This window comes from Tianweitania sediminis, from assembly GCF_017813335.1.
Classification (GTDB): Bacteria; Pseudomonadota; Alphaproteobacteria; order Rhizobiales; family Rhizobiaceae; genus Tianweitania; species Tianweitania sediminis.
This window is the reverse complement of sequence record NZ_JAGIYY010000004.1, coordinates 260,773-280,143: the sequence shown is the minus strand read 5'-3', so window position 1 is coordinate 280,143 and position 19,371 is coordinate 260,773. Positions and strand designations below refer to the sequence as shown.

Below are 19,371 nucleotides of genomic sequence, written 5' to 3'. Positions count from 1 at the left end.
GGGTTTGTCCGCGAAGGGAACGGGAATACGGATGAACACGCATCTCGAGGTGCTGGCGTGAGCCGGCTGGTTGTTGTTTCGAACCGAGTAGGCGATCTGCGCAACCCGGCGCAAACCGGTGGGCTTGCAGTGGCTGTCTCGGAAGCCATCAAGGACCGCGGCGGCATCTGGTTCGGCTGGGACGGAAACACCGAGGACGAGGCTGATCGCTCAGCCACCATCGAAACGATCGGCAACGTTCAAACCATTCTGCACCCGATCGCGTCCGTCGACTACCAGCCGTTTTATCTCGGCTTCGCCAACAGCGTGCTTTGGCCGCTGTTTCACTACCGCGCCGATCTCGTGCGCTACCAGCAGGATTATTACGACGCCTATATGCGGGTGAACGAACAGTTCGCCGACGGTCTCATACCGCACCTGCGCGGCGACGACCTTGTGTGGGTGCATGATTACCATTTCATGCCTCTCGGCGCGATGCTGCGGGAACGCGGCTGCGGAGCCAAGATCGGCTTCTTCTTGCACATCCCCTTCCCGCCGCCGGACATCTTTGCAGCACTGCCCAATCACCAAACCATCATGGAGGCGCTGCTGCAGTACGACGTGATCGGCTTCCAGACTTTCACGGACGTGACGAACTTCCGGCGCTGCGTGGAAGAATTCACCCAAGCCGAAGTGAACGGCGAGCGCTTCCGCTTCAACGGCAGAGTTTCCGTTGCCGATCGTTTCCCCATTGGAATCGACGTTGAAGCGTTCCAGAAGATGGCAAGCTCCAAAGCCGAAGCGTTGTTCAGCGAGAAGTTCCGCCGCAACCTCGTCGCCGACAAGCAGATGATCGGGGTCGACCGGCTGGATTATTCCAAGGGCATCCCGGCGCGTTTCCAGGCCTTCTCCCAGATGCTGACGCGCTATCCCGAGTTGAGCAAGACAGTGTCGTTTCTGCAGATCGCGCCGCCGTCTCGCGAGGACATCGGCGCTTATGCCGAAATCCGCGATGAACTCGAGCGGCTGTCGGGGACCATCAATGGCACTTTCGCGGACTTTGACTGGACGCCCATCCGCTATATTCACCGTTCCGTGTCGCGGGACCGCCTCGCCGCGCTCCTGCGCACGAGCCAGGTCGCGCTGGTGACGCCCATGCGCGACGGCATGAACCTGGTGGCCAAGGAGTATGTCGCTGCCCAGGACCCGGAGGATCCGGGCGTGCTGGTGTTGTCGCGCTTTGCCGGTGCGGCGGAAGAGATGCCGGAGGCGCTGCTGATCAACCCGTTCGATGTCGACGAAATGGCGGACGCCTTCAACCAAGCGCTCAACATGCCGATCGAAGAACGACGCGAGCGCCACGAGATTCTGCTGCAAAGAACGCGCGCCTTCGACGTTCACACCTGGCAGGAGCGCTTTGTTGCGTGCCTTTCCGATCCGGGCGCCTGGCAAACGAGCATCAAGACCTATGACGCGGCCTGAACCTCAGCGGCTGGGTCGGGTGCCGACAAACAAAGCGCAGCCGGCCAGAAACGCGGCGACGGCCAGTGCGAGTGCCGCGCTGGGTTCTGCTGCCAAGTAAAACAGCGTGTAGCCACCCGCCATGCCGGCAAAGGCGAGCCACTTTCCGCGTGGCGGGATCGCGCCCGAGCGACGCCACGCCTGCAACGGCGGCCCCAATCGGGGATGGTGAAGGAGATAGGCTTCCAGCCGTGGCGAAGAGCGGCTGAAGCACCACGCGGCCAGGATTAGAAACACCGTGGTCGGTAGCAGGGGCACGAAAACGCCAATGATGCCGATCGCCGTCAGAAGCAGCCCGGCGACGAGGTAAAAGCCTCGTGCGAGAGGGCCAAGCGGGACAACAGCCCGTTCCCCTTCCTGCAAGGGTGGTGCAACGGGCTCGCTGGGCACATTCATCAACTGCTGAAAGCTTGATCCGCCAGAAGGCGGACACGCGCGAAGGCGGCACAGGCGCCGGCGATGGCATGGGCCTCCTCGGCTTCGCCGAAGCCGGCACCATCCATCGCTTCCTGAAAGCGACGCCATTGGAGGCCCCGCCCATCCGGATGACCGGCCAGATGACGCGCGCCGAAATCTGCGTTCAAGCCGAGCTTGGCGGCCTCCTTGATCAGAAACGCAGCGCCGAGGTTTGAGCCTTCCGCGACATAAAGCCAGCCGAGCCGCTCCCCCAGCCCCTCGCCCGGCGACGGCCGGCTCGAGGCGTTCATCCCCAGATCAAGACCGAGATCGGCCCGATCCGCTTCGATGTCTGCCAGCCGACACCGGGACCGCAAGTCCGGCAGGAGCACCGCGATGCGCTCATCGGCATAGATGTCCGCCACGTCACGGTGGAAGCCATGTTGCATCTGCAGAAAGCGGCCATACCGCTCACGCGACGCAAAAGGGCTGGCTTTCATGATGCGGGCGTCGAGGCCCGCATGCGCTTCAGCCGTAGCCGTTTTCAAGCGACGCGAAAGCGGAAAATCGAGGATGGCAGCCTGGTTCATGGAGCCGAACATAGAACTCCAAGCTTGCAGCGCAACGGAATGCGCGGCCTGGAACAAGCAGAAGGTCGCTTCAGGCTTGAAGACATCGCCTGCGAGTGGCACATGTGCGGCTTGCAGGAACTGAAGTCGCTCTCATGGTCACTTATCTCGACGCTGCAACGGCGCCCCTTCGAAATACCGGCCAGATCCGCCTCTACGATGAGGCGGCGTTCGAAGGCATGCGCAAGGCCTGCCAGCTCACAGCCCGATGCCTGGATGCGTTGGTGGAAATGGTTCAGCCGGGCGTCACCACGGACGCGATTGACCGCTTCGTTTATGAATACGGGATGGACAATGGCGGCCTGCCCGCGACCCTGAATTATCGCGGCTACACCAAGTCAACCTGCACCTCGATCAACCACGTGGTATGCCACGGCATCCCCGACAACAAGCCCCTGAAGGAAGGCGATATCGTCAACATCGACGTCACCTTCATCGTCGATGGCTGGCATGGCGACTCCAGCCGGATGTACCCCGTGGGATCCTTAAAGCGCGCTGCCGAGCGTCTTCTCGAGGTGACGCACGAGTGCCTGATGCGTGGCATCGCTGCGGTGAAACCCGGCGCCAGAACCGGCGCAATCGGCGCCGCCATCCAGTCCTTTGCCGAAGGCGAGCGCTGCTCCGTTGTGCGCGATTTCTGCGGCCACGGTGTTGGTCGCCTGTTCCACGATGCGCCGAACATCCTGCACTATGGCAGTGCAAACGAGGGCGTGGAGATGCGCAAGGGCATGATCTTCACGATCGAGCCGATGATTAATCTCGGACGTCCGCATGTGAAGGTCTTGTCGGACGGCTGGACTGCCGTGACGCGCGACCGGTCGCTTTCGGCGCAGTACGAGCACACGGTTGGCGTCACCGACAACGGCTGCGAAATCTTCACGCTTTCACCAGCCGGGCTGTTCGCCCCCGGCATCACGGTCTGACATCGAGATGAAAGACGACGCGGATGACTTCGATGAAGAGAAGTTTTTCCGCGAATTAGGCCTCGCACGGGGCCCGCTCGCCGGGCGAGCGGTGCCGGCCTTTCCTCCTGAAGACGAAGCAGAAGCGACGAGCGCGCCGCCGAAGGCTCAGCCCGAGGAGGTTGTTTTTGTTCCCGCCGATGACACGAAGCCCGATCATCTCGGGCACCGCGAACGTGTGCGCAAACGCTTCGCCACAGTCGGAGGTGAGGCCTTTCAGGACTACGAGTTGCTCGAGCTTCTGCTCTTCAATGCCTTGCCACGACGCGACACCAAGGCCATTGCCAAGAGACTTTTGAGAGAGTTCAAGACCTTCGCTGAAGTGTTGGGCGCTCCTTACCATCAGCTAGCAGAGGTGGAGGGCGTAGGACCAGGGGCCGCAATCCACTTGAAAGCGATGGCGGCGGGCGCGCAGCGGCTCGTGCGGGGTGCAGTGGCGAAGCGGGATGTGCTGACCTCCTACAACTTGCTCCTGGACTATTGCCGTACCACGATGGCGTTTCAGGAGCGCGAACAGTTCCGCGTGCTCTACCTCAACAAGCGGAACGCGTTGATTGCAGATGAGCTTCAACAGGAAGGGACGATCGATTTCACGCCCGCCTATCCGCGAGAAGTGATCAACCGCGCCTATAACCTCGGCGCGACCGCAGTGATCCTAGTCCACAACCATCCTTCGGGAGACCCGGAACCGTCTCGGGCTGACATCGAGCTCACCCGAACAATGATAGCAGCCGGCAAGGCGCTCAACGTCACCGTGCACGACCACATCATCGTGGGCCGCGACGGCCACGCCAGCCTGAAAGGGCTCGGCTACATCTGACGTGAGTTATGCAGCAACGAAAAAGGCCGCCTCGAGGGCGGCCTTTTTATCTTCTCGAAGTGAGACGCGATCAGCCTTCGATGTCCGCGGCGTCTTGTTCCGCGGCGGTTTCCTCAGACTTGGCAGCCTTCTTCTTTGGAGCTGCCTTCTTCTTCGCGGGCTTCTTTTCTTCCTCGGACGCGGTCGCTTCGGAGTTCTGACCCTCGTCCTCGGCCATCAGCTCTTCCTTGGAAACGCTCTTGTCCGTAACCTTGATCTGGCCGAGCAGATGGTCAACGACCTTTTCCTCGTAGAGCGGCGCCCGGATGGAGGCGAGAGCGCTCGGGTTCTTGCGGTAGAAGTCAAACACGTCCTGCTGCTGCGGGCCGGGATAGCGGCGCACGAAGTCGAACAAAGCGCGCTGCATTTCCTCGTCCGACACGGTCACGCCGGCCTTTTCGCCGATCTCCGCCAGAACGAGGCCCAGACGCACGCGACGCTCGGCGAGCTTGCGGTAATCGGCTTGCGCGGCTTCTTCCGTGGTGCCCTCGTCCTCGAAGGTCTGGCCGGCGGCCTGAAGGTCGCGCTGCACCTGATTCCAGATGTTCTCGTATTCCGCGTCCACGAGCTTGGAAGGCGCTTCGAACTGGTAGCTGCCGTCGAGTGCATCGAGAAGCTCGCGCTTCACCTTCTGCCGCGTCATCTGGCCATACTGGTTTTCGAGCTGGCCCTTCACGATCTCGCGCAGCCGTTCAAGTGACTCGATGCCGAGGTTCTTGGCGACCTCGTCGGTTACTTCCATCTTGTTCGGAGCGGCAACTTCCTTGACCGTGATGTCGAAGGTGGCTTCCTTGCCGGCCAGATGCGAGGCGTTGTACTGCGCCGGGAACGTCACGGTGATGACCTTCTCGTCGCCAGCCTTCAGGCCCACGAGCTGCTCTTCGAAGCCGGGAATAAATTGCTTGGAGCCGAGAACGAGCTGGGCGTCGGAATCTTGGCCGCCCTGGAAGGCTTCGCCATCGACCTTGCCGAGATAATCGATCGTGACGCGATCACCATCTTCCGCGGCGCCATCCTTGGTCTCATAGGTGCGGGCCGATTCTGCCACACGCTGGAGACCTTCATCGATCTCTTCGTCCGTGACGTCGTAAACCGGGCGGGTCACCGCAATGTCGGAATAGTCCTTCACCTCAATGGCAGGGATCACTTCGTAGTTCAGCGAGAACTCGAAATCTGCCTGGCCGGCGAGGATCTTGTCGGCTTCGACTTCGTTTTCAGTCATCGCGACTTCCGGCTGCATGGCAGCCTTCTCGCCGCGGTCAGCGAGAATCGAGCGCGTGGAATCGGACAAGATCTCGTTCACGACCTCAGCCATGAACGACTTGCCGTACATCTTGCGCAGATGCTGGAGCGGCACCTTGCCCGGACGGAAGCCATTGATGCGAGCCTTGCCCTGAGCTTCGGTAAGCCGGCCGGACAGCCGTGCTTCCATATCGCTCGCAGGCACGACGACCTTGATCTCGCGCTTAAGCCCCTCGTTGAGCGTTTCGGTAACCTGCATTGTTGAACCTTCTTGTCGTTGCGTGCCGTTTACGGCAGCGCGGAAAATCGTCGGGCCTACCCATCATGGAGCCAGAAGCCGTTGGTGCGGGTGGAGGGACTTGAACCCCCATGCCTTGCGGCGCTTGGACCTAAACCAAGTGTGTCTGCCAATTCCACCACACCCGCTTGCGAGCGGACGCCCTCAAAGCGGGGTTCCTATATCATCGGCTCGCGGGCGTTCAAAAGGAAAATTTAGGTGTGGGCGCGGCCTTTTCCGCGGATCCGCTCAGATTTCCTGTCGGCTTGCCGGCTCAGTAAAGCGGCTCCTGGTAGATTGGCGTCTCGCCGTCATAGAAACGCTTGATCTGCGCCTGCCCACCTTCGCCCACGGCAACAACCATCTTGAAGGTCCGCTCGCGCATGCCCCGCTCCACCGCGCGGCCCTCGCCTTCGGGCAGATAAAAGCGCTCGAGCCCGTAGGAGATCATGATCTCCTCGACATTCGCGCTCCATCGCGTGTCGCTTTCCCCCGCCAGATCGATCTGTCCCTCGGCCGCGGGTCCGGGTGCTTGCCCGGCAAACACTGCAACAATTTGGGCGGGCTGGAGCGCCTCGCCCTGCTGCAAGCGAACCGCGACCGCTCCAAGCGGCTGGTCATCCCGGGGACGGGGCGACTGCACCAGCGTGGAGGCGACGCGAGAGATGTCATAGGACAGCGCCACGTAGTCACCGCGCAGGAGATCTCGTGGATCAACCGGCTGCGTTCGCAGAACCACCTCACGTCCATCGCGCAACAAGGCCGCCCGGCCCTGGATCATCGCGGCGAGAAACGCGACCTGCCCCACCGCAACAACAACGGCGGCAACAAGGAGCTTGCGCCCGTTCATGATGCGGTGCCCTCCACGTGACGTGCAAAACGGCGCTCGATCCTGCGAATGGCGACCGCGATCGCGGCGAAGGCAAAGCCGCTGGCCAGAAACAGTGTCGCCGTGTCCAGCATGGTGCCCAGCACCTGCACATAAAGATAAACGAGTTCGGCGGTGAACCCTGCATAAGCCAGCCGCCGCAAACGGCGGTTGTCCCGACCTGCCGCCCAAAGCGCGAGCGCTGTTCCGCCGAACACAACGATGGCCAGAAGGAAGGCCGCGGCCACATCGTCAACCTGAATCTGCACGAGACCCATGCCCCAATAAAAGCCGAGCAGGCCCAGTGCCGGCAGGGTTGCACCCAAAGCAAAGAAGCGTGCTGCCTCCCTGGGCATCCACACCGAAAACGCGAACACAGCAGCCGATAGGAGTGCAATCAGCAGGGACAGCATTTCGGAGCCGCCGCGAACAAGCGCAAAAAGCGTTCCGTAAAGAAGGAGCGCCAACAAAACGCCGACTCGTGAAAGCGGGCTGTTTACCCAGAACGACAGCAGCCAAAGCAGGAGGCTTGCTGCAAGGAACCACGCGGAAGGCGTATGCTCGTTCCAGAAGCCCGACGTCGTCCCGAGCATCCATGCCACCGCCAGCATCACAGCCCCCACACAAAGTGCAGGCGATCGCAGCAGCGCGGAAGCGATCGCCGTTGCCACGCCCCATGTGCCGATCGCCTGCACCTCGTCGCCCGACAGGTGATACATTTGCCCGATCAGAGCCAAGGAGGCTCCGAAGGTCGCTGCCGAAATCACGAACAGCGCTTCGCCGATGCCGGACGATCCGCGGATTTTTGCGACTGCGCCGCCGATGGTTCCGGCAAACAATAGGCCGAACAACAGGGCGACACGCAAGAGGCGCGGGATGCCTTCCCAGTTGGCGGCAACAAACAGGAGAACCGCGGCACCAATCAGAATGGCCGCCAGCATCGCCAGGACTGTGCCGAGGCTGAAGCCCGCCCCCCGACGCATGTCTATGTCGCGCGTCAAGACGGCCGCAGTTTCCGGGCCTATCAGGCCGCCTGCCTGCCAACGGCTGATCTCGGCTTTCACCCGCTCGGTGTAGGACGCCATGCGAACAGACTCACTTCCTACCGCAGCCCTGCTGTTGCAGGACTTAAATCCATTAATGTTGCAATGCACCATCCGCATCGCTGCTATGCAACATCGGCAATTCTCAAAGCCGAGGGCATGGCATATCTACTGACTTGTCCGAAGCAAAGACGCCAACGAACAGCAAGAAAAAACATACTAGGGTTGAAAAAAATGAACATCATCCGCAACTACCGCAACTGGCGCCGCTACCGCGATACGGTATCCGAGCTGAGCCGCCTGTCGAACCGCGAACTGAACGACCTGGGCATCGCTCGCGGCGATATCCCGTACGTTGCACGCAAGGCGTCGTAAGCGACGCTACGAGATTTCGCTGAGCCTACCTCCTCCCAGGTTTCAGCGAATACGGCCGATGCCTACCTCCTCCCAGGTATCGGTCACCCAAACGACACCCGCCGGACCTCCTCCCCCGGCGGGTGTTGTAAACGGAACAAGATTGTAAGCCGCGCGTTTGCGGCGTGGCAGTGAGATTCACTGCTCCGGAATTTCGCTGAGCCTACCTCCTCCCAGGCTTCAGCGAATACGGCCGATGCCTACCTCCTCCCAGGTATCGGTCACCCAAACGACACCCGCCGGACCTCCTCCCCCGGCGGGTGTTGTTGTATCTTGAGGTTGCTTCCGTCTCCTGCGTTCGGTCCCTGCCTGCCGTGCCAACGATTGCGTTAGGCTTCGCCGGAGCGTATTCGATGCGCGATGACACACAAACCTATTCACATCATCGGCGGTGGCCTTGCCGGCTCCGAGGCCGCCTGGCAGGCGGCCCAGGCAGGCGTTCCAGTTGTCCTCCACGAGATGCGGCCCGTGCGCGGCACCGACGCCCACAAGGGCGACAGCTTGGCGGAGCTCGTTTGCTCCAACTCCTTCCGCTCCGACGATGCGCAAGCCAACGCGGTTGGCCTTTTGCATGCCGAAATGCGGCTTGCCGGTTCGTTGATCATGGCAGCAGCGGACTCTAACCAGGTCCCGGCCGGCGGCGCGCTTGCAGTTGATCGAGATGGCTTCTCGCAGGCCGTGACGGCGAGGCTCGAAGCGCACCCTCTGATCACAATCGCGCGCGAAGAAGTCGCCGGGCTGCCACCGGCGGAGTGGGATCAGGCGATCATCGCGACCGGTCCGCTGACAGCGCCGAGCCTTGCGGCTGCGATCCAGGCCGAGACCGGCGCAGATGCGCTCGCCTTCTTTGATGCCATTGCGCCGATCGTCCATTTTGACACGATCGACATGAACAAGGCCTGGTTCCAGTCGCGCTACGACAAGGTCGGGCCGGGCGGCACGGGCAAGGACTACATCAACTGCCCGATGGACAAGGAGCAGTACAACGCCTTTGTTCAGGCGCTGATCGACGGCGGCAAGACCGAGTTCAAGGAGTGGGAAGGCACGCCCTATTTCGACGGCTGTTTGCCGATCGAGGTGATGGCTGAGCGCGGCGTGGAAACCCTTCGCCACGGCCCGATGAAGCCCATGGGCCTCACCAACGCGCACCAACCGGAAACCAAGGCCTACGCCGTGGTGCAGCTGCGCCAGGACAATGCCCTTGGCACGCTTTACAACATGGTGGGCTTCCAAACGAAGCTGAAGCATGCCGAGCAGGTGCGCATCTTCCGCATGATCCCGGGGCTGGAGACCGCAGAATTTGCGCGGCTCGGCGGCCTCCACCGCAACACCTACATCCATTCCCCGACCCTGCTGGACGGCTCATTGCAGCTGAAATCCCGGCTGGGCCTGCGCTTCGCCGGTCAGATCACCGGTTGCGAAGGCTATGTCGAGAGCGCCGCCATCGGTCTCTTGGCCGGACGTTTCGCGGCAGCGGATCGGCAAAACGAAACGCCCGCCGTTCCTCCGATCACCACGGCATTCGGGGCCTTGCTCAACCACATCACCGGCGGGCACATCGTGTCGGAAGATGAGCCCGGCAAGCGGTCTTTCCAGCCCATGAACGTGAACTTCGGGCTGTTTCCGCCCGTGGAGGCCCCGAAAGCGGTCGGCAAGCGGCTGCGGGGCAAAGACAAGATCGTTGCCAAGCGGCACGCAATCACGTCACGCGCGCTTGCGGATTGCCGCACATGGTTGGGCCTGCCGCCAAGCGAAATCATCTCCGAGGCAGCCGAGTAGCTGCTACCAGCCGCGGCTTGCCCGGCGCATCATGATCCACTGCCGACGCAGCTCGGAAACCGGCGGCGCCTGATCGAACGGCGCGTCCGGCCGCAGTTTTTCGAGATAGGCCGCGGTCATGGCGACCGGCAGAAAGGCAGAGCGCAGCGAAGCCGGCGTTCCGACCGCCGCGGCCTCGAAACGCTTCAGGTGTTCTTGCGCCAAGGCGATCATCATACCGACTGCGGATGCCACGGCAGCCGGATCTTCGTTGGTCAAAAACTGTTCGGGCGTCAAACCCGCCGCAGCCAGGAGGTCGCGCGGAACTGTGCATTTGCCACGCCTTCGGTGGAGCGGGATCAGTCGAACCAGGCCGGCGATCGCGCGGGCGCAGCCACCATGTCCGGCGGCGTCGGTGATCGTGCGGGCGGCATCACCATCGAGCATCAGGGCTGCGACCTGGATGATCGTGGAAGCGGTGGCTCCGCAATAAGCTTCCAGATCCGTGCGGTTCTCAAACGGATCTGCATAAAGATCGCCGATCCGCGCATCGAGATAGGTGTCGAAGGCGGAGCGCGGCACTTTGTTCTCGACGATCGCAGCAAGCAGCGGGGCAGCAATCGGTGAGCCTTCCGCGCCGTAGCTCCCGCCGGTCAGAACTTCACGCCACCATTGAAGCCGGATTTCGCCAGGCATCGGGTCCTTGACCCGCTCGGTGACCTCGGCCACCTCGGCGTTGAAGGCGTAAAGCGCAAACAGCTGCGCGCGTTTCTCTTCCGGCGCGTAGAGTGCGCTCAGGTAGTGATCCCGGTCGAGTTGCCTGACCCGATCGCGGCAGTAATCGGCCTCGGAGGTCGGCATCGCCGTCAGTCGACGCTGAACAGGGCCGCTGCCACGGCACGGTCTTCCGCCAGAAGCACGTTGAAGGTGCGAACCGCGGCACCCGTGGACATTGGGTCGGCCGTGATGCGCACCTCGCGAAAGCGGGCTTTCAGTTCGCGCGGCAGCGGCTGCAAGGATGGTCCAGTCCCGACCAGGAGCACCTCGACCGCCTCGGCCTCAAGGAAAAGCCGCTCGAAGTCGGCTTCGGTGAGCGCGGCGCGATCCTGCGGTTCCCACCCGTAGATGCCGGAAGGCAGGCACAGGATCGATCCGCGGTGCGACATGTCCGCGAAGCGGAAGCCGCCGTCGCCATAGGCATCGATGGGCGCGCGGCCAGGAAAATGGGCCTGGCGTATTTCCAATCCGCGCGCCACCCGCTCAGCCCTTGGACGGCTGGGCGGAAATGGGCACGTCGCCCTTCGCCGCGTCGGCGTTGTCGAAGATATCCGGGCGCAGCTTGAACAGGATCAGCATCGGCCCCGCGATAAACAAGGACGAGTAGGTCCCGACGAACACGCCAACGATGATCGCGAACACGAAGGACGAGATGACCTCGCCGCCGAAGAAGTAGAGCGCAAACAAGGCGAGCAGAACCGTCAAGCCGGTCAAAATCGTGCGCGACAGCGTCTGGTTCAGCGCGATGTTGATGACCTCATCCAGCGGCATCTTCTTGTATCGTCGGAGCATCTCTCGGATACGATCGTAGATCACCACCGTATCGTTGATGGAATAGCCGACCACTGTCAGGATCGCCGCGATGCTGGACAGGTTGAACTCGAGTCCGAACGCCAGATACACGCCCACGATCACGATGACGTCGTGGATGGTGGAAATGATCGCGCCGACGCTGAACTGCCATTCGAAGCGGAACCAAACATAGATCATCAGGCCGATCATCGACAGGATCACGCCGATGGTACCGCTCCAGGCAAGCTCGCCCGAAACGGTGGGACCGACGACCTCCACCCGGCGGAAGTCGTAATCGCCGCCAAGCTCGTCTTGAACCTTGGTGATGACCGTTTGTTCGGCGTTGTCACCGCCCTCCTGAGTCCCGACGCGCACGATCAAAGCCCCGTCGTCGCCGAACTCCTGGACCTGGACTTCGCCGACGTTGAGTTCGTTCAAGCGCGCGCGAACGTCTCCGGCATCGGATGTCTGATCCTTTGCCTGGATCTCGATCAGCGAGCCTCCGCGGAAATCGATGCCGAGGTTAAAGGGTGTCGTGAGCACCAGCACGACCACGCCAAGCGAGATCAGCCCGGACAGGGCGAAGCCCACGTTGCGCCATTTCATGAATGGCACTCTGGGATCAAGCGGCAGATAATGGACGAGCCCCTTCGGGAACTCCTTCGGCCTTTGCCGGCGCACCCAGAAGGCGACGAGCCAGCGGGTCAGCGTGAAGGCCGTAAAAACCGTCGTCAGGATGCCGATGCCAAGCGTGACGGCAAAGCCGCGCACCGGACCAGTGCCCATATAGAACAAGATGGCTGCCACCATGAAGGTCGTCATGTTGGCGTCCACTACCGTGGCCAGCGCCCGCTGGAAGCCGGAGTCAAAGGATTGCACCAGCGATCGACCCGCGCGCCGTTCTTCGCGAACGCGCTCGAAGATGATGACGTTGGAGTCCACCGCCATGCCCATCGTCAGAACGATGCCGGCAATACCGGGCAGCGTCAGCGTGGCGCCAAGCAGCGTCAGCGCCCCGATGATGAGACCGACATTGGCGATCAGCGCGATGTTGGCGATGATGCCGAGCGTGCCGTAGACCACCAGCATGCAGATCACGACCAGAAGGGCGGCCACTGCCGAGGCAATCTCACCCGCGGCAATGGAATCCTCGCCGAGGCTTGCGCCCACAGTGCGCTCTTCCACGATGGTCAGGTCGGCAGGCAACGCGCCAGCACGCAAAAGCACGGCAAGATCGCTGGCGCTTTGCGCATTGAAGTTGCCTGAGATCTGCCCCTGCCCGCCAAGGATCGGTTCGCGGATCTGGGGCGCCGACACCACCTGATTGTCCAGGATGATCGCAAACAGGCGGCCGACATTCTGCTGCGTTGCCTGACCGAAGCGGGTGGCGCCCTGGTTGTCGAAGCGGAAGGACACGGTCCACTGGTTGTTGGTCTGGTCGAGCGACGGCTGGGCGTCCGTCAGGTTCTCGCCCGCCACGATGACACGGTTCTCGATCAGGTAGGGAACCGGCGGATCGTCGGTCGAATAAAGCACGGTGGAGCCGGCAGGCGGGCGCCCATTGAGCGCTTCCCTCACCGGCATCGACTGGTCGACCATCTGGAAGGTCAGCTTGGCCGTTTGGCCGAGGATGTCCTTGAGACGCTGCGGATCTTCGAGGCCTGGCACCTGCACGAGAACACGATCCGTGCCCTGGCGCTGGATGATCGGTTCCGTGGTGCCGAGTTCGTTGACGCGCCGGCCGATCACCTCGACCGACTGCTGTACGGCCGAGCTGGTGCGGTAGGTGACGCCTTCGTCGGTCAGCGTAAAGCGGAAAAGGCCCGGCTCCGGCTCGTCCATGGCCAGTTCCGCAACCGTGGTGGCCGCAAAAAGGCTGCTGGAGATCGGCGCAGTCAGCGGCTGGAGGGCCGTCCGGGCCGCGTCGAACTGGGCTGAGTCGCGGATGCGCACCTGCACGCTGCGACCAGTGCCCGACAAGCCCGAATAGCCGATGCGCGCGTCGCGCAGGGCGGTGCGGATTGTGTCGCGCGTCGCCTCCAAACGGTCGTCGATGAGATCCTGCTGGTTGACCTGCAGAAGGATGTGGGATCCGCCCTGCAGATCCAGGCCCAGCACCATGGTGCGCTTCGGCATCCAGTCGGGCAGAGCGTCGATGGTTTCCCGTGAAAGGAGATTAGGGATCGAGACCACGACGCCAATCAGCACGACGAGCCAGATGGCGACGGTCTTCCAGCGGGAAAAATACAGCATGTTGCCTCTATCGGCCGAGCGTCCAGGCGGCGGGAATGCCGCCGCGAATACGACTATTTCTTGGCGTTCTGGTTGGCGATTGGCTCGCCCTTGACCCGCACTTCCGCCAGCGTCGAACGCAGCGCGGTAACCTTAAGCCCATTGCCGAGGTCGATTTCGAGCTCATTCTCATCGATGACCCTAGTGACCTTGCCGAGCAGGCCGCCGCCGGTGACCACCGTATCGCCCCGCCGCACATTGGCGAGCATCTCGCCCCGCTTCTTCAGCTGAGCCCGCTGCGGCCGGATGATCAGAAAATACATGATGATGAAGATGAGGATGAACGGCAGGATGCTCATCAGGATTTCAGGCGCCCCGCCGGTTGCGGATTGAGCATAGGCCGGTGTGACAAACATCGAAACGTCTCCAAGCAAAGCGGTGCAGGGCAGCGCGCAGACGCTCCCCGAAAGTGGGCGGACTATAGTCACCCGCTGCCTCAAAGCAACCGTTTCAGGCATCAATGCCCTTGCTTTGCGCCGCAACGTTCGCGTGATACAGCGCCGGCACTTCGCCCGTACAGAAAGACGTGACATCATGGCTGCCCCGGACTTGCAGGATATCAGCACCAAGCTCGACCGCTTGATTGCCGCAATCGAGCGACTCGGCCCCGAGCCTGCGGTGCAGCCGTCCTTCGATGAAGCCACCTGCTTCGTGTGGTCGGCAGAAGCGTCGCGCCTGCAGCCGGTCCCTCACGTCAACCGGGTCGACCTCAGCCTGATCAAGGGCGTGGATCACGTGCGCGACATTCTGGTGGCGAACACGGAGCGTTTCGCGCGCGGCCTGCCGGCCAACAACATCCTTCTTTGGGGTGCCCGCGGCATGGGCAAATCGTCCCTCGTGAAGGCTGCGCATGCGGCAATCGGCGACGATCAACTGAAGCTCATCGAGATTCATCGCGAGGACATCGACACCCTGCCGAAGCTCCTTGCCCTGCTGAAAAGCACCAGTTTCCGATTCATTCTTTTCTGCGACGACCTGTCGTTCGATCACGATGACACGTCCTACAAGTCGCTCAAGGCTGCGCTGGAAGGCGGCGTGGAAGGCCGGCCGGACAACGCGATCTTTTATGCGACGTCCAATCGGCGGCATCTGCTGCCGCGCGACATGATCGACAACGAGCGCTCCACGGCCATCAACCCGGGGGAAGCCATAGAAGAAAAGGTTTCGCTTTCGGATCGTTTCGGGCTTTGGCTCGGCTTCCACAAGTGCAGTCAGGATGACTACCTCGCCATGGTGGACGGCTATGCCCAGTATCATCAGCTGCAGCTAGACGCCGCCGAACTTCACGCCCAGGCGCTTGAATGGTCGACCACACGCGGCGGCCGTTCCGGCCGTGTGGCCTGGCAGTTCGTGCAGGATCTTGCCGGGCGGCTCGGCCAAACCCTGAGACAGCCCTGAACGACGAAACCCGCCAGGCCCTGAGGGTGGCGGGTTCCTTTGAAGATGCCGCGACGGCTATTCCAGGAAGGTAGAAGGATCGACCGGCGCTGAATTCTTGCGCACCTCGAAGTGCAGCTTGGGGCTTTGCGTCGACCCGCTCATGCCGGACAGGGCAATGTCCTGGCCGCGCTTCACATTTTCACCCCGCTTCACCTTCAACTCGCTGGCGTGGCCATACACGGTGACGAGGCCGTTCTCGTGGCGCACGAGGACCGTGTTGCCGAACTCCTTGAGGCCGTCGCCGGCATAAATCACCACGCCGTTTTCGGCAGCCTTCACCGGCGTTCCTTCCGGCACCGCGATGTCGATCCCGTCGCCGGCCTTGCCGCCGCTCTTGCCGAAGTTGGCGATCACACGGCCACGCACCGGCCACCGCATCTTGCCGATGCCGGTACCGTTCGGCGCTTCAGCTTCTGATTCTTCCACGATCGCGCGGGCGGTCTGCTTGGGAGGCGTGTAAGCGGCTGGCTGAACGGCGGGTTGTTCCGGCTTCGCAGCAGCAATCTTGGGTGCCTCTGCCGTGGCGCTCGGGGCCGCGGCGACCTTCGGCGGGGCTTCAGCCGTGGCGGGCTTGGCCATCGGCGCAGCAGCCATGGTCGGGGCAGCTGGCTTGGGAGCCGCGGCGACCTGCGTCTGGGCGGGAACCGTTGCGCCTGCCGGAAGAACCAGGGTCTGGCCGATGCGGATGTTGCCATCGGACATGCCGTTCGCCTGCTTCAAGGCATCCACGCTGACGCCCGACCGACGGGCCACACCCGACAAGGTGTCGCCGGAAGCAACCGTGTAGCTGCCGCCCGGCTTCAACTTGGCAGCAGCCGGCTGCGCCTCGGCGCGGGGCATGGCAGCAACCTGAACCGGCTGTGCCGCAGCAGGCGATGTGCGCGCCTGAAGCGGCGCTTCGCCAGCTGCCGGCGACGGGGGTGGCAAGGACGAACTGGCCATCTGGCCGCCCGACACGCTCACCGGAGTAAGAGAGTTGCGCTGGACGGTGCCGCTGGGCGCTGCCGGCAATGCGGACGCCGTTTGCGCCGTTGAAGCCGTTGCTTCCGGCCGCGTCGTGGACGCGGTGGTGAACATGTCGCTCGTGAAGCGCGAAACGCCCGAAGAGCAGCCCGCCGCGACGCCTGCAAGCAGGATCGCTGCACCCCTCAGCATGAGGCGCCCGTTTTTATCGAGGATTCTCACCTGCATGGTATCAACCCGCACCCAACCCGTTACCAACACAAGGTTGATTAGAACCTGTTAGCGTTACCGGGTGGTTAAGGCTGGTGCTTTCGGCAGAAAAAAGTGCCGCTAAAGAACCGAAGGCAGACCATGTGCCATGGGCTGCAAACGCACCGTCCCGAGGTCGTGCTGTTCGAAGCGACTGCCGGTTTTGGTCAAGCGCACCAGCGTTTGAATTCCATCGGCAGGCCCGACCGGTGCGACCATGACGCCGCCGCTGGAAAGCTGGTCCACGAACTCGCGCGGCAGGCTTTCAAAGGCGGCCCAGGAGATGATCCGGTCAAACGGACCTTCTGCCGGTACGCCATGCGCACCATCGGCGTGCCGCGCGATGACGTTGGTGATGTTGAGCGCTTCGAAGCGGGCACGTGCCTGTTCCACGAGCGCCTTGTAACGGTCCAGCGTCAGAACGCGCGCCGACAAGCGCCCCATCACGGCAGCGGTATAGCCGGTGCCGGCGCCGATCTCGAGCACCCGCACGCTACTAGACAGATCAAGCGCCGCGATCACCACGGCCTGGATGTCGATGCCCTCCAACGCCTCGCCGCAGGGGATCGGAACCATGCGATCCGACCAGGCATGGTTCTGCCATTGTCCGGGCACGAAACTGCGCCGCGGCGTCGCTTCAAAGGCCGCCAGGATCGCCTTATCGGTCAAACCACGGCCGCGGAGCCGGAGCATGAATGCCGCAAAGCCTTCACGATCCAGCGCGTCAGCTGTCATTTCAGCGCAGCTCCGACGAGATCCTGCACCTCATAAGCAGTGAGGTCGAGCTTGAGCGGCGTCACGGAAATGTAGTCGTTGCGCAGCGCGTGAATGTCGGTGCCCTCAGGCATCTCGCTATGCTCGCGACCGAAATTCAGCCAGTAATAGGGGAAGCCGCGGCCGTCCTTCCGCTCATCGAGCCAGATCCCGTAAACCAGCTTGCCCTGTCGGGTCACGCGCTCGCCTTTAACCTCTTCGGGCTGGCAGTTGGGGAAGTTGACGTTCAGCAGGACGCCGGGCGGCAAATCGAGACCGATCAAGCGATCGAGCAAGGCCGGCGCATGCGTTTCCACTGTGCTCCAGGGCAGAACGCGGCCGTCGTTGGCGAAGGTATAGCCCTGGCTGAGCGCAATGGAGCGGATGCCAAGCAGCGTTCCTTCGATCGCGCCGGCCACCGTTCCGGAATAGGTCACGTCATCGGCAACGTTGGAGCCGGAGTTTACGCCGGACAGGATCAGGTCAGGCGCCTCGGGCATCAGCTTGCGTACACCCATGATGACGCAATCGGTTGGGGTGCCCCGAACCGCGAAATGTCGTTCGTCGAGCTGGCGCATGCGCAGCGGCTCGGAGATCGAGAGCGAATGGGAGAAGCCGGACTGATCGGTTTCTGGCGCGACCACCCAGATGTCGTCGGACAGCGTTCGCGCAATGCGCTCCAGCACCTGAATGCCTTCGGCGTGAATGCCGTCGTCGTTGGTAATCAGAATGCGCATCGGCTTCGTGTTCCCTGAATTCCTTGCAGGCTCAGCGCCCGCCGATCCGTTCCCTGCCACCCATATACCGGCGCAACGCATCGGGTACCGACACGCTACCGTCCTCGTTCTGGTAGTTTTCCAAAACGGCAATCAACGCCCGGCCAACGGCGGTGCCCGATCCGTTTAGCGTGTGAACATAGCGCGTGCCCTTCTCGTCCTTGACGCGATAGCGCGCGTCCATGCGCCGCGCCTGGAAATCTCCACACACAGAGCAGGACGAGATCTCGCGGTAGGCATTCTGGCCGGGCAGCCAGACCTCGATGTCATAGGTCTTGCGGGCGCCGAAGCCCATGTCGCCGGTGCAAAGCACCATGGTGCGAAACGGCAGCTCGAGCGTCTTCAGAACCGCCTCGGCGCATTCGGTCATCCGCTCGTGCTCGGCAATCGAGCTTTCCGCATCGGTAATCGACACCAGCTCAACCTTGTTGAACTGGTGCTGGCGCAGCATGCCGCGCGTATCGCGGCCGGCCGATCCCGCTTCGGAGCGGAAGCACGGCGTGAGCGCCGTGAAGCGGAGCGGCAGTTGCTCCTGCGCCAGGATCTGTTCGCGCACCAGATTGGTCAGCGGCACCTCGGCGGTCGGGATCAGGCCAAGGCGGCTTTCGCCGTGCGGGGTGAAGAACAGGTCTTCCTCGAACTTGGGCAATTGGTTTGTGCCGAACAGCGCCTCGTCGCGCACCAGAAGCGGGGGCTGAACCTCGGTATAGCCATGCTCCTCCGTATGCAGGTCGAGCATGAACTGGCCGATCGCCCGCTCCAGGCGCGCCAACTCCCCCTTCAGCACCGTGAAGCGCGAGCCGGAGATCCGCGCCGCCACTTCGAAGTCCATCAGCCCCATGGCTTCGCCGAGCTCAAAATGTTCGCGCGGCTTGTTGCGCATCCCTGCCCGGCGGCTGTCGATCAGCTCCCGGCCGAAACTGCGATGCTCGACATTGCCGCTTTCATCGCGGCCGAACGGCACGTCCGGAAGGGGAAGGTTCGGGATCACGGCAAGAGCATCGTTCAGCGCCTTAATCAGGCGGCGCTCCTCGGCTTCACCGCCTTGGATGAAGGTCTTGATGTCGACCACTTCCGCCTTCAGCGCTTCGGCCTTTGCCGCATCGCCGGCCCGCATGGCGTTGCCGATTTCCTTTGACGCCGCGTTACGGCGCTCCTGCGCTTCCTGAAGGCGGCCGAGATGCGCGCGCCGCTCTTCATCCAGAGCGATCAACGCCTCCGACTGCGGTGCCATGGATCGCGCTTGCAGCGCCTGATCGAGCGCAGCAGGGTTTTCGCGTATCCACTTGATGTCGAGCATGATGGTGGTCCGTTGAGAGTTCGGCCGGGGGTAAACCGCCGGACGCGATCACGCAAGACGGGAAAACAGGCAGCGGGCGGG

General features: G+C 62.6%; 19 protein-coding genes and 1 tRNA gene. 6 read left to right on the top strand and 14 right to left on the bottom strand.

Annotation, left to right across the window (positions count from 1 at the left end):
* Positions 1–57: 57 nt before the first annotated feature.
* The gene (gene otsA / locus J5Y06_RS14315; RefSeq protein WP_209335855.1) at positions 58–1,461 is read left to right on the top strand and encodes an alpha,alpha-trehalose-phosphate synthase (UDP-forming); all 1,404 of its coding nucleotides are present in this window, start codon (positions 58–60) and stop codon (positions 1,459–1,461) included.
* A 3-nt stretch (positions 1,462–1,464) separates the two neighbouring features.
* Here otsA and J5Y06_RS14310 read toward each other — a convergent pair whose 3' ends face one another.
* Complete coding sequence (locus J5Y06_RS14310) at positions 1,465–1,896, bottom strand: YbaN family protein (RefSeq protein WP_209335854.1); 432 nt, start codon at positions 1,894–1,896, stop codon at positions 1,465–1,467.
* Positions 1,896–2,588 carry a biliverdin-producing heme oxygenase gene (locus J5Y06_RS14305; protein WP_342453428.1) on the bottom strand — a complete coding sequence of 231 codons (693 nt, stop codon included), beginning with the start codon at positions 2,586–2,588 and terminating at the stop codon, positions 1,896–1,898. The genes J5Y06_RS14310 and J5Y06_RS14305 overlap by 1 nt, the downstream gene beginning before the upstream one ends.
* A 32-nt stretch (positions 2,589–2,620) precedes the next feature.
* Here J5Y06_RS14305 and map point away from each other — a divergent pair, with 32 nt between their 5' ends.
* Both map and radC read left to right on the top strand, forming a co-directional pair.
* Positions 2,621–3,448, top strand: coding sequence for a type I methionyl aminopeptidase (map, locus tag J5Y06_RS14300; protein ID WP_209335853.1), 828 nt, complete (start codon positions 2,621–2,623; stop codon positions 3,446–3,448).
* Between the two features lie 7 nt (positions 3,449–3,455).
* Positions 3,456–4,307, top strand: coding sequence for a RadC family protein (gene radC, locus J5Y06_RS14295; protein ID WP_209335852.1), 852 nt, complete (start codon positions 3,456–3,458; stop codon positions 4,305–4,307).
* Between the two features lie 70 nt (positions 4,308–4,377).
* Here the strand turns inward: radC and tig are convergent, their stop codons facing one another.
* From tig to J5Y06_RS14275, 4 genes are all read right to left on the bottom strand, one after another.
* On the bottom strand, positions 4,378–5,847 hold the full coding sequence (gene tig / locus J5Y06_RS14290) for a trigger factor (protein WP_209335851.1): 1,470 nt from the start codon (positions 5,845–5,847) through the stop codon (positions 4,378–4,380).
* 82 nt (positions 5,848–5,929) lie between these two features.
* A tRNA-Leu gene (locus J5Y06_RS14285) sits at positions 5,930–6,014 on the bottom strand.
* A gap of 125 nt (positions 6,015–6,139) precedes the next feature.
* Positions 6,140–6,715: a GDYXXLXY domain-containing protein gene (locus J5Y06_RS14280; RefSeq protein WP_209335850.1), complete on the bottom strand. Its 576-nt coding sequence runs from the start codon at positions 6,713–6,715 to the stop codon at positions 6,140–6,142.
* Positions 6,712–7,818, bottom strand: coding sequence for a DUF2157 domain-containing protein (locus tag J5Y06_RS14275; RefSeq protein ID WP_209335849.1), 1,107 nt, complete (start codon positions 7,816–7,818; stop codon positions 6,712–6,714). Before J5Y06_RS14275 ends, J5Y06_RS14280 begins: the two co-directional genes overlap by 4 nt.
* Positions 7,819–8,010: 192 nt before the next feature.
* On the opposite strand from J5Y06_RS14275, the gene J5Y06_RS14270 reads away from it, so the two are divergent.
* Both J5Y06_RS14270 and trmFO read left to right on the top strand, forming a co-directional pair.
* Positions 8,011–8,151, top strand: coding sequence for a DUF1127 domain-containing protein (locus J5Y06_RS14270; protein ID WP_209335848.1), 141 nt, complete (start codon positions 8,011–8,013; stop codon positions 8,149–8,151).
* A 399-nt stretch (positions 8,152–8,550) separates the two neighbouring features.
* Positions 8,551–9,969, top strand: coding sequence for a methylenetetrahydrofolate--tRNA-(uracil(54)-C(5))-methyltransferase (FADH(2)-oxidizing) TrmFO (gene trmFO, locus J5Y06_RS14265; RefSeq protein WP_209335847.1), 1,419 nt, complete (start codon positions 8,551–8,553; stop codon positions 9,967–9,969).
* Between the two features lie 3 nt (positions 9,970–9,972).
* Here trmFO and J5Y06_RS14260 read toward each other — a convergent pair whose 3' ends face one another.
* The 4 genes from J5Y06_RS14260 to yajC are packed head-to-tail and all read right to left on the bottom strand — an operon-like array spanning position 9,973 to position 14,165.
* The gene (locus tag J5Y06_RS14260; protein WP_209335846.1) at positions 9,973–10,809 is read right to left on the bottom strand and encodes a phytoene/squalene synthase family protein; all 837 of its coding nucleotides are present in this window, start codon (positions 10,807–10,809) and stop codon (positions 9,973–9,975) included.
* A 5-nt stretch (positions 10,810–10,814) separates the two neighbouring features.
* Positions 10,815–11,204, bottom strand: coding sequence for an Mth938-like domain-containing protein (locus J5Y06_RS14255; RefSeq protein WP_209335845.1), 390 nt, complete (start codon positions 11,202–11,204; stop codon positions 10,815–10,817).
* Positions 11,205–11,208: 4 nt separating this feature from the next.
* Positions 11,209–13,770 carry a protein translocase subunit SecDF gene (gene secDF / locus J5Y06_RS14250; RefSeq protein WP_209335844.1) on the bottom strand — a complete coding sequence of 854 codons (2,562 nt, stop codon included), beginning with the start codon at positions 13,768–13,770 and terminating at the stop codon, positions 11,209–11,211.
* Positions 13,771–13,823: 53 nt separating this feature from the next.
* Positions 13,824–14,165 carry a preprotein translocase subunit YajC gene (gene yajC / locus J5Y06_RS14245; protein ID WP_209335843.1) on the bottom strand — a complete coding sequence of 114 codons (342 nt, stop codon included), beginning with the start codon at positions 14,163–14,165 and terminating at the stop codon, positions 13,824–13,826.
* Positions 14,166–14,343: 178 nt separating this feature from the next.
* On the opposite strand from yajC, the gene J5Y06_RS14240 reads away from it, so the two are divergent.
* Entirely contained in the window at positions 14,344–15,207 is an 864-nt protein-coding gene (locus tag J5Y06_RS14240) for an ATP-binding protein (RefSeq protein ID WP_209335842.1), read from the top strand.
* 57 nt (positions 15,208–15,264) lie between these two features.
* Here J5Y06_RS14240 and J5Y06_RS14235 read toward each other — a convergent pair whose 3' ends face one another.
* The 4 genes from J5Y06_RS14235 to serS form a co-directional block, all read right to left on the bottom strand.
* A complete protein-coding gene (locus J5Y06_RS14235; RefSeq protein ID WP_209335841.1) occupies positions 15,265–16,440 on the bottom strand; it encodes a peptidoglycan DD-metalloendopeptidase family protein in 1,176 nt (391 codons plus the stop codon).
* Positions 16,441–16,542: 102 nt separating this feature from the next.
* Positions 16,543–17,196 carry a protein-L-isoaspartate(D-aspartate) O-methyltransferase gene (locus tag J5Y06_RS14230; RefSeq protein WP_209335840.1) on the bottom strand — a complete coding sequence of 218 codons (654 nt, stop codon included), beginning with the start codon at positions 17,194–17,196 and terminating at the stop codon, positions 16,543–16,545.
* On the bottom strand, positions 17,193–17,951 hold the full coding sequence (gene surE / locus J5Y06_RS14225) for a 5'/3'-nucleotidase SurE (protein WP_209335839.1): 759 nt from the start codon (positions 17,949–17,951) through the stop codon (positions 17,193–17,195). Before surE ends, J5Y06_RS14230 begins: the two co-directional genes overlap by 4 nt.
* A gap of 31 nt (positions 17,952–17,982) precedes the next feature.
* Positions 17,983–19,290 (bottom strand): serine--tRNA ligase, encoded by a 1,308-nt coding sequence (gene serS / locus J5Y06_RS14220; RefSeq protein WP_209335838.1) that lies wholly within the window; start codon positions 19,288–19,290, stop codon positions 17,983–17,985.
* Positions 19,291–19,371: the final 81 nt, after the last annotated feature.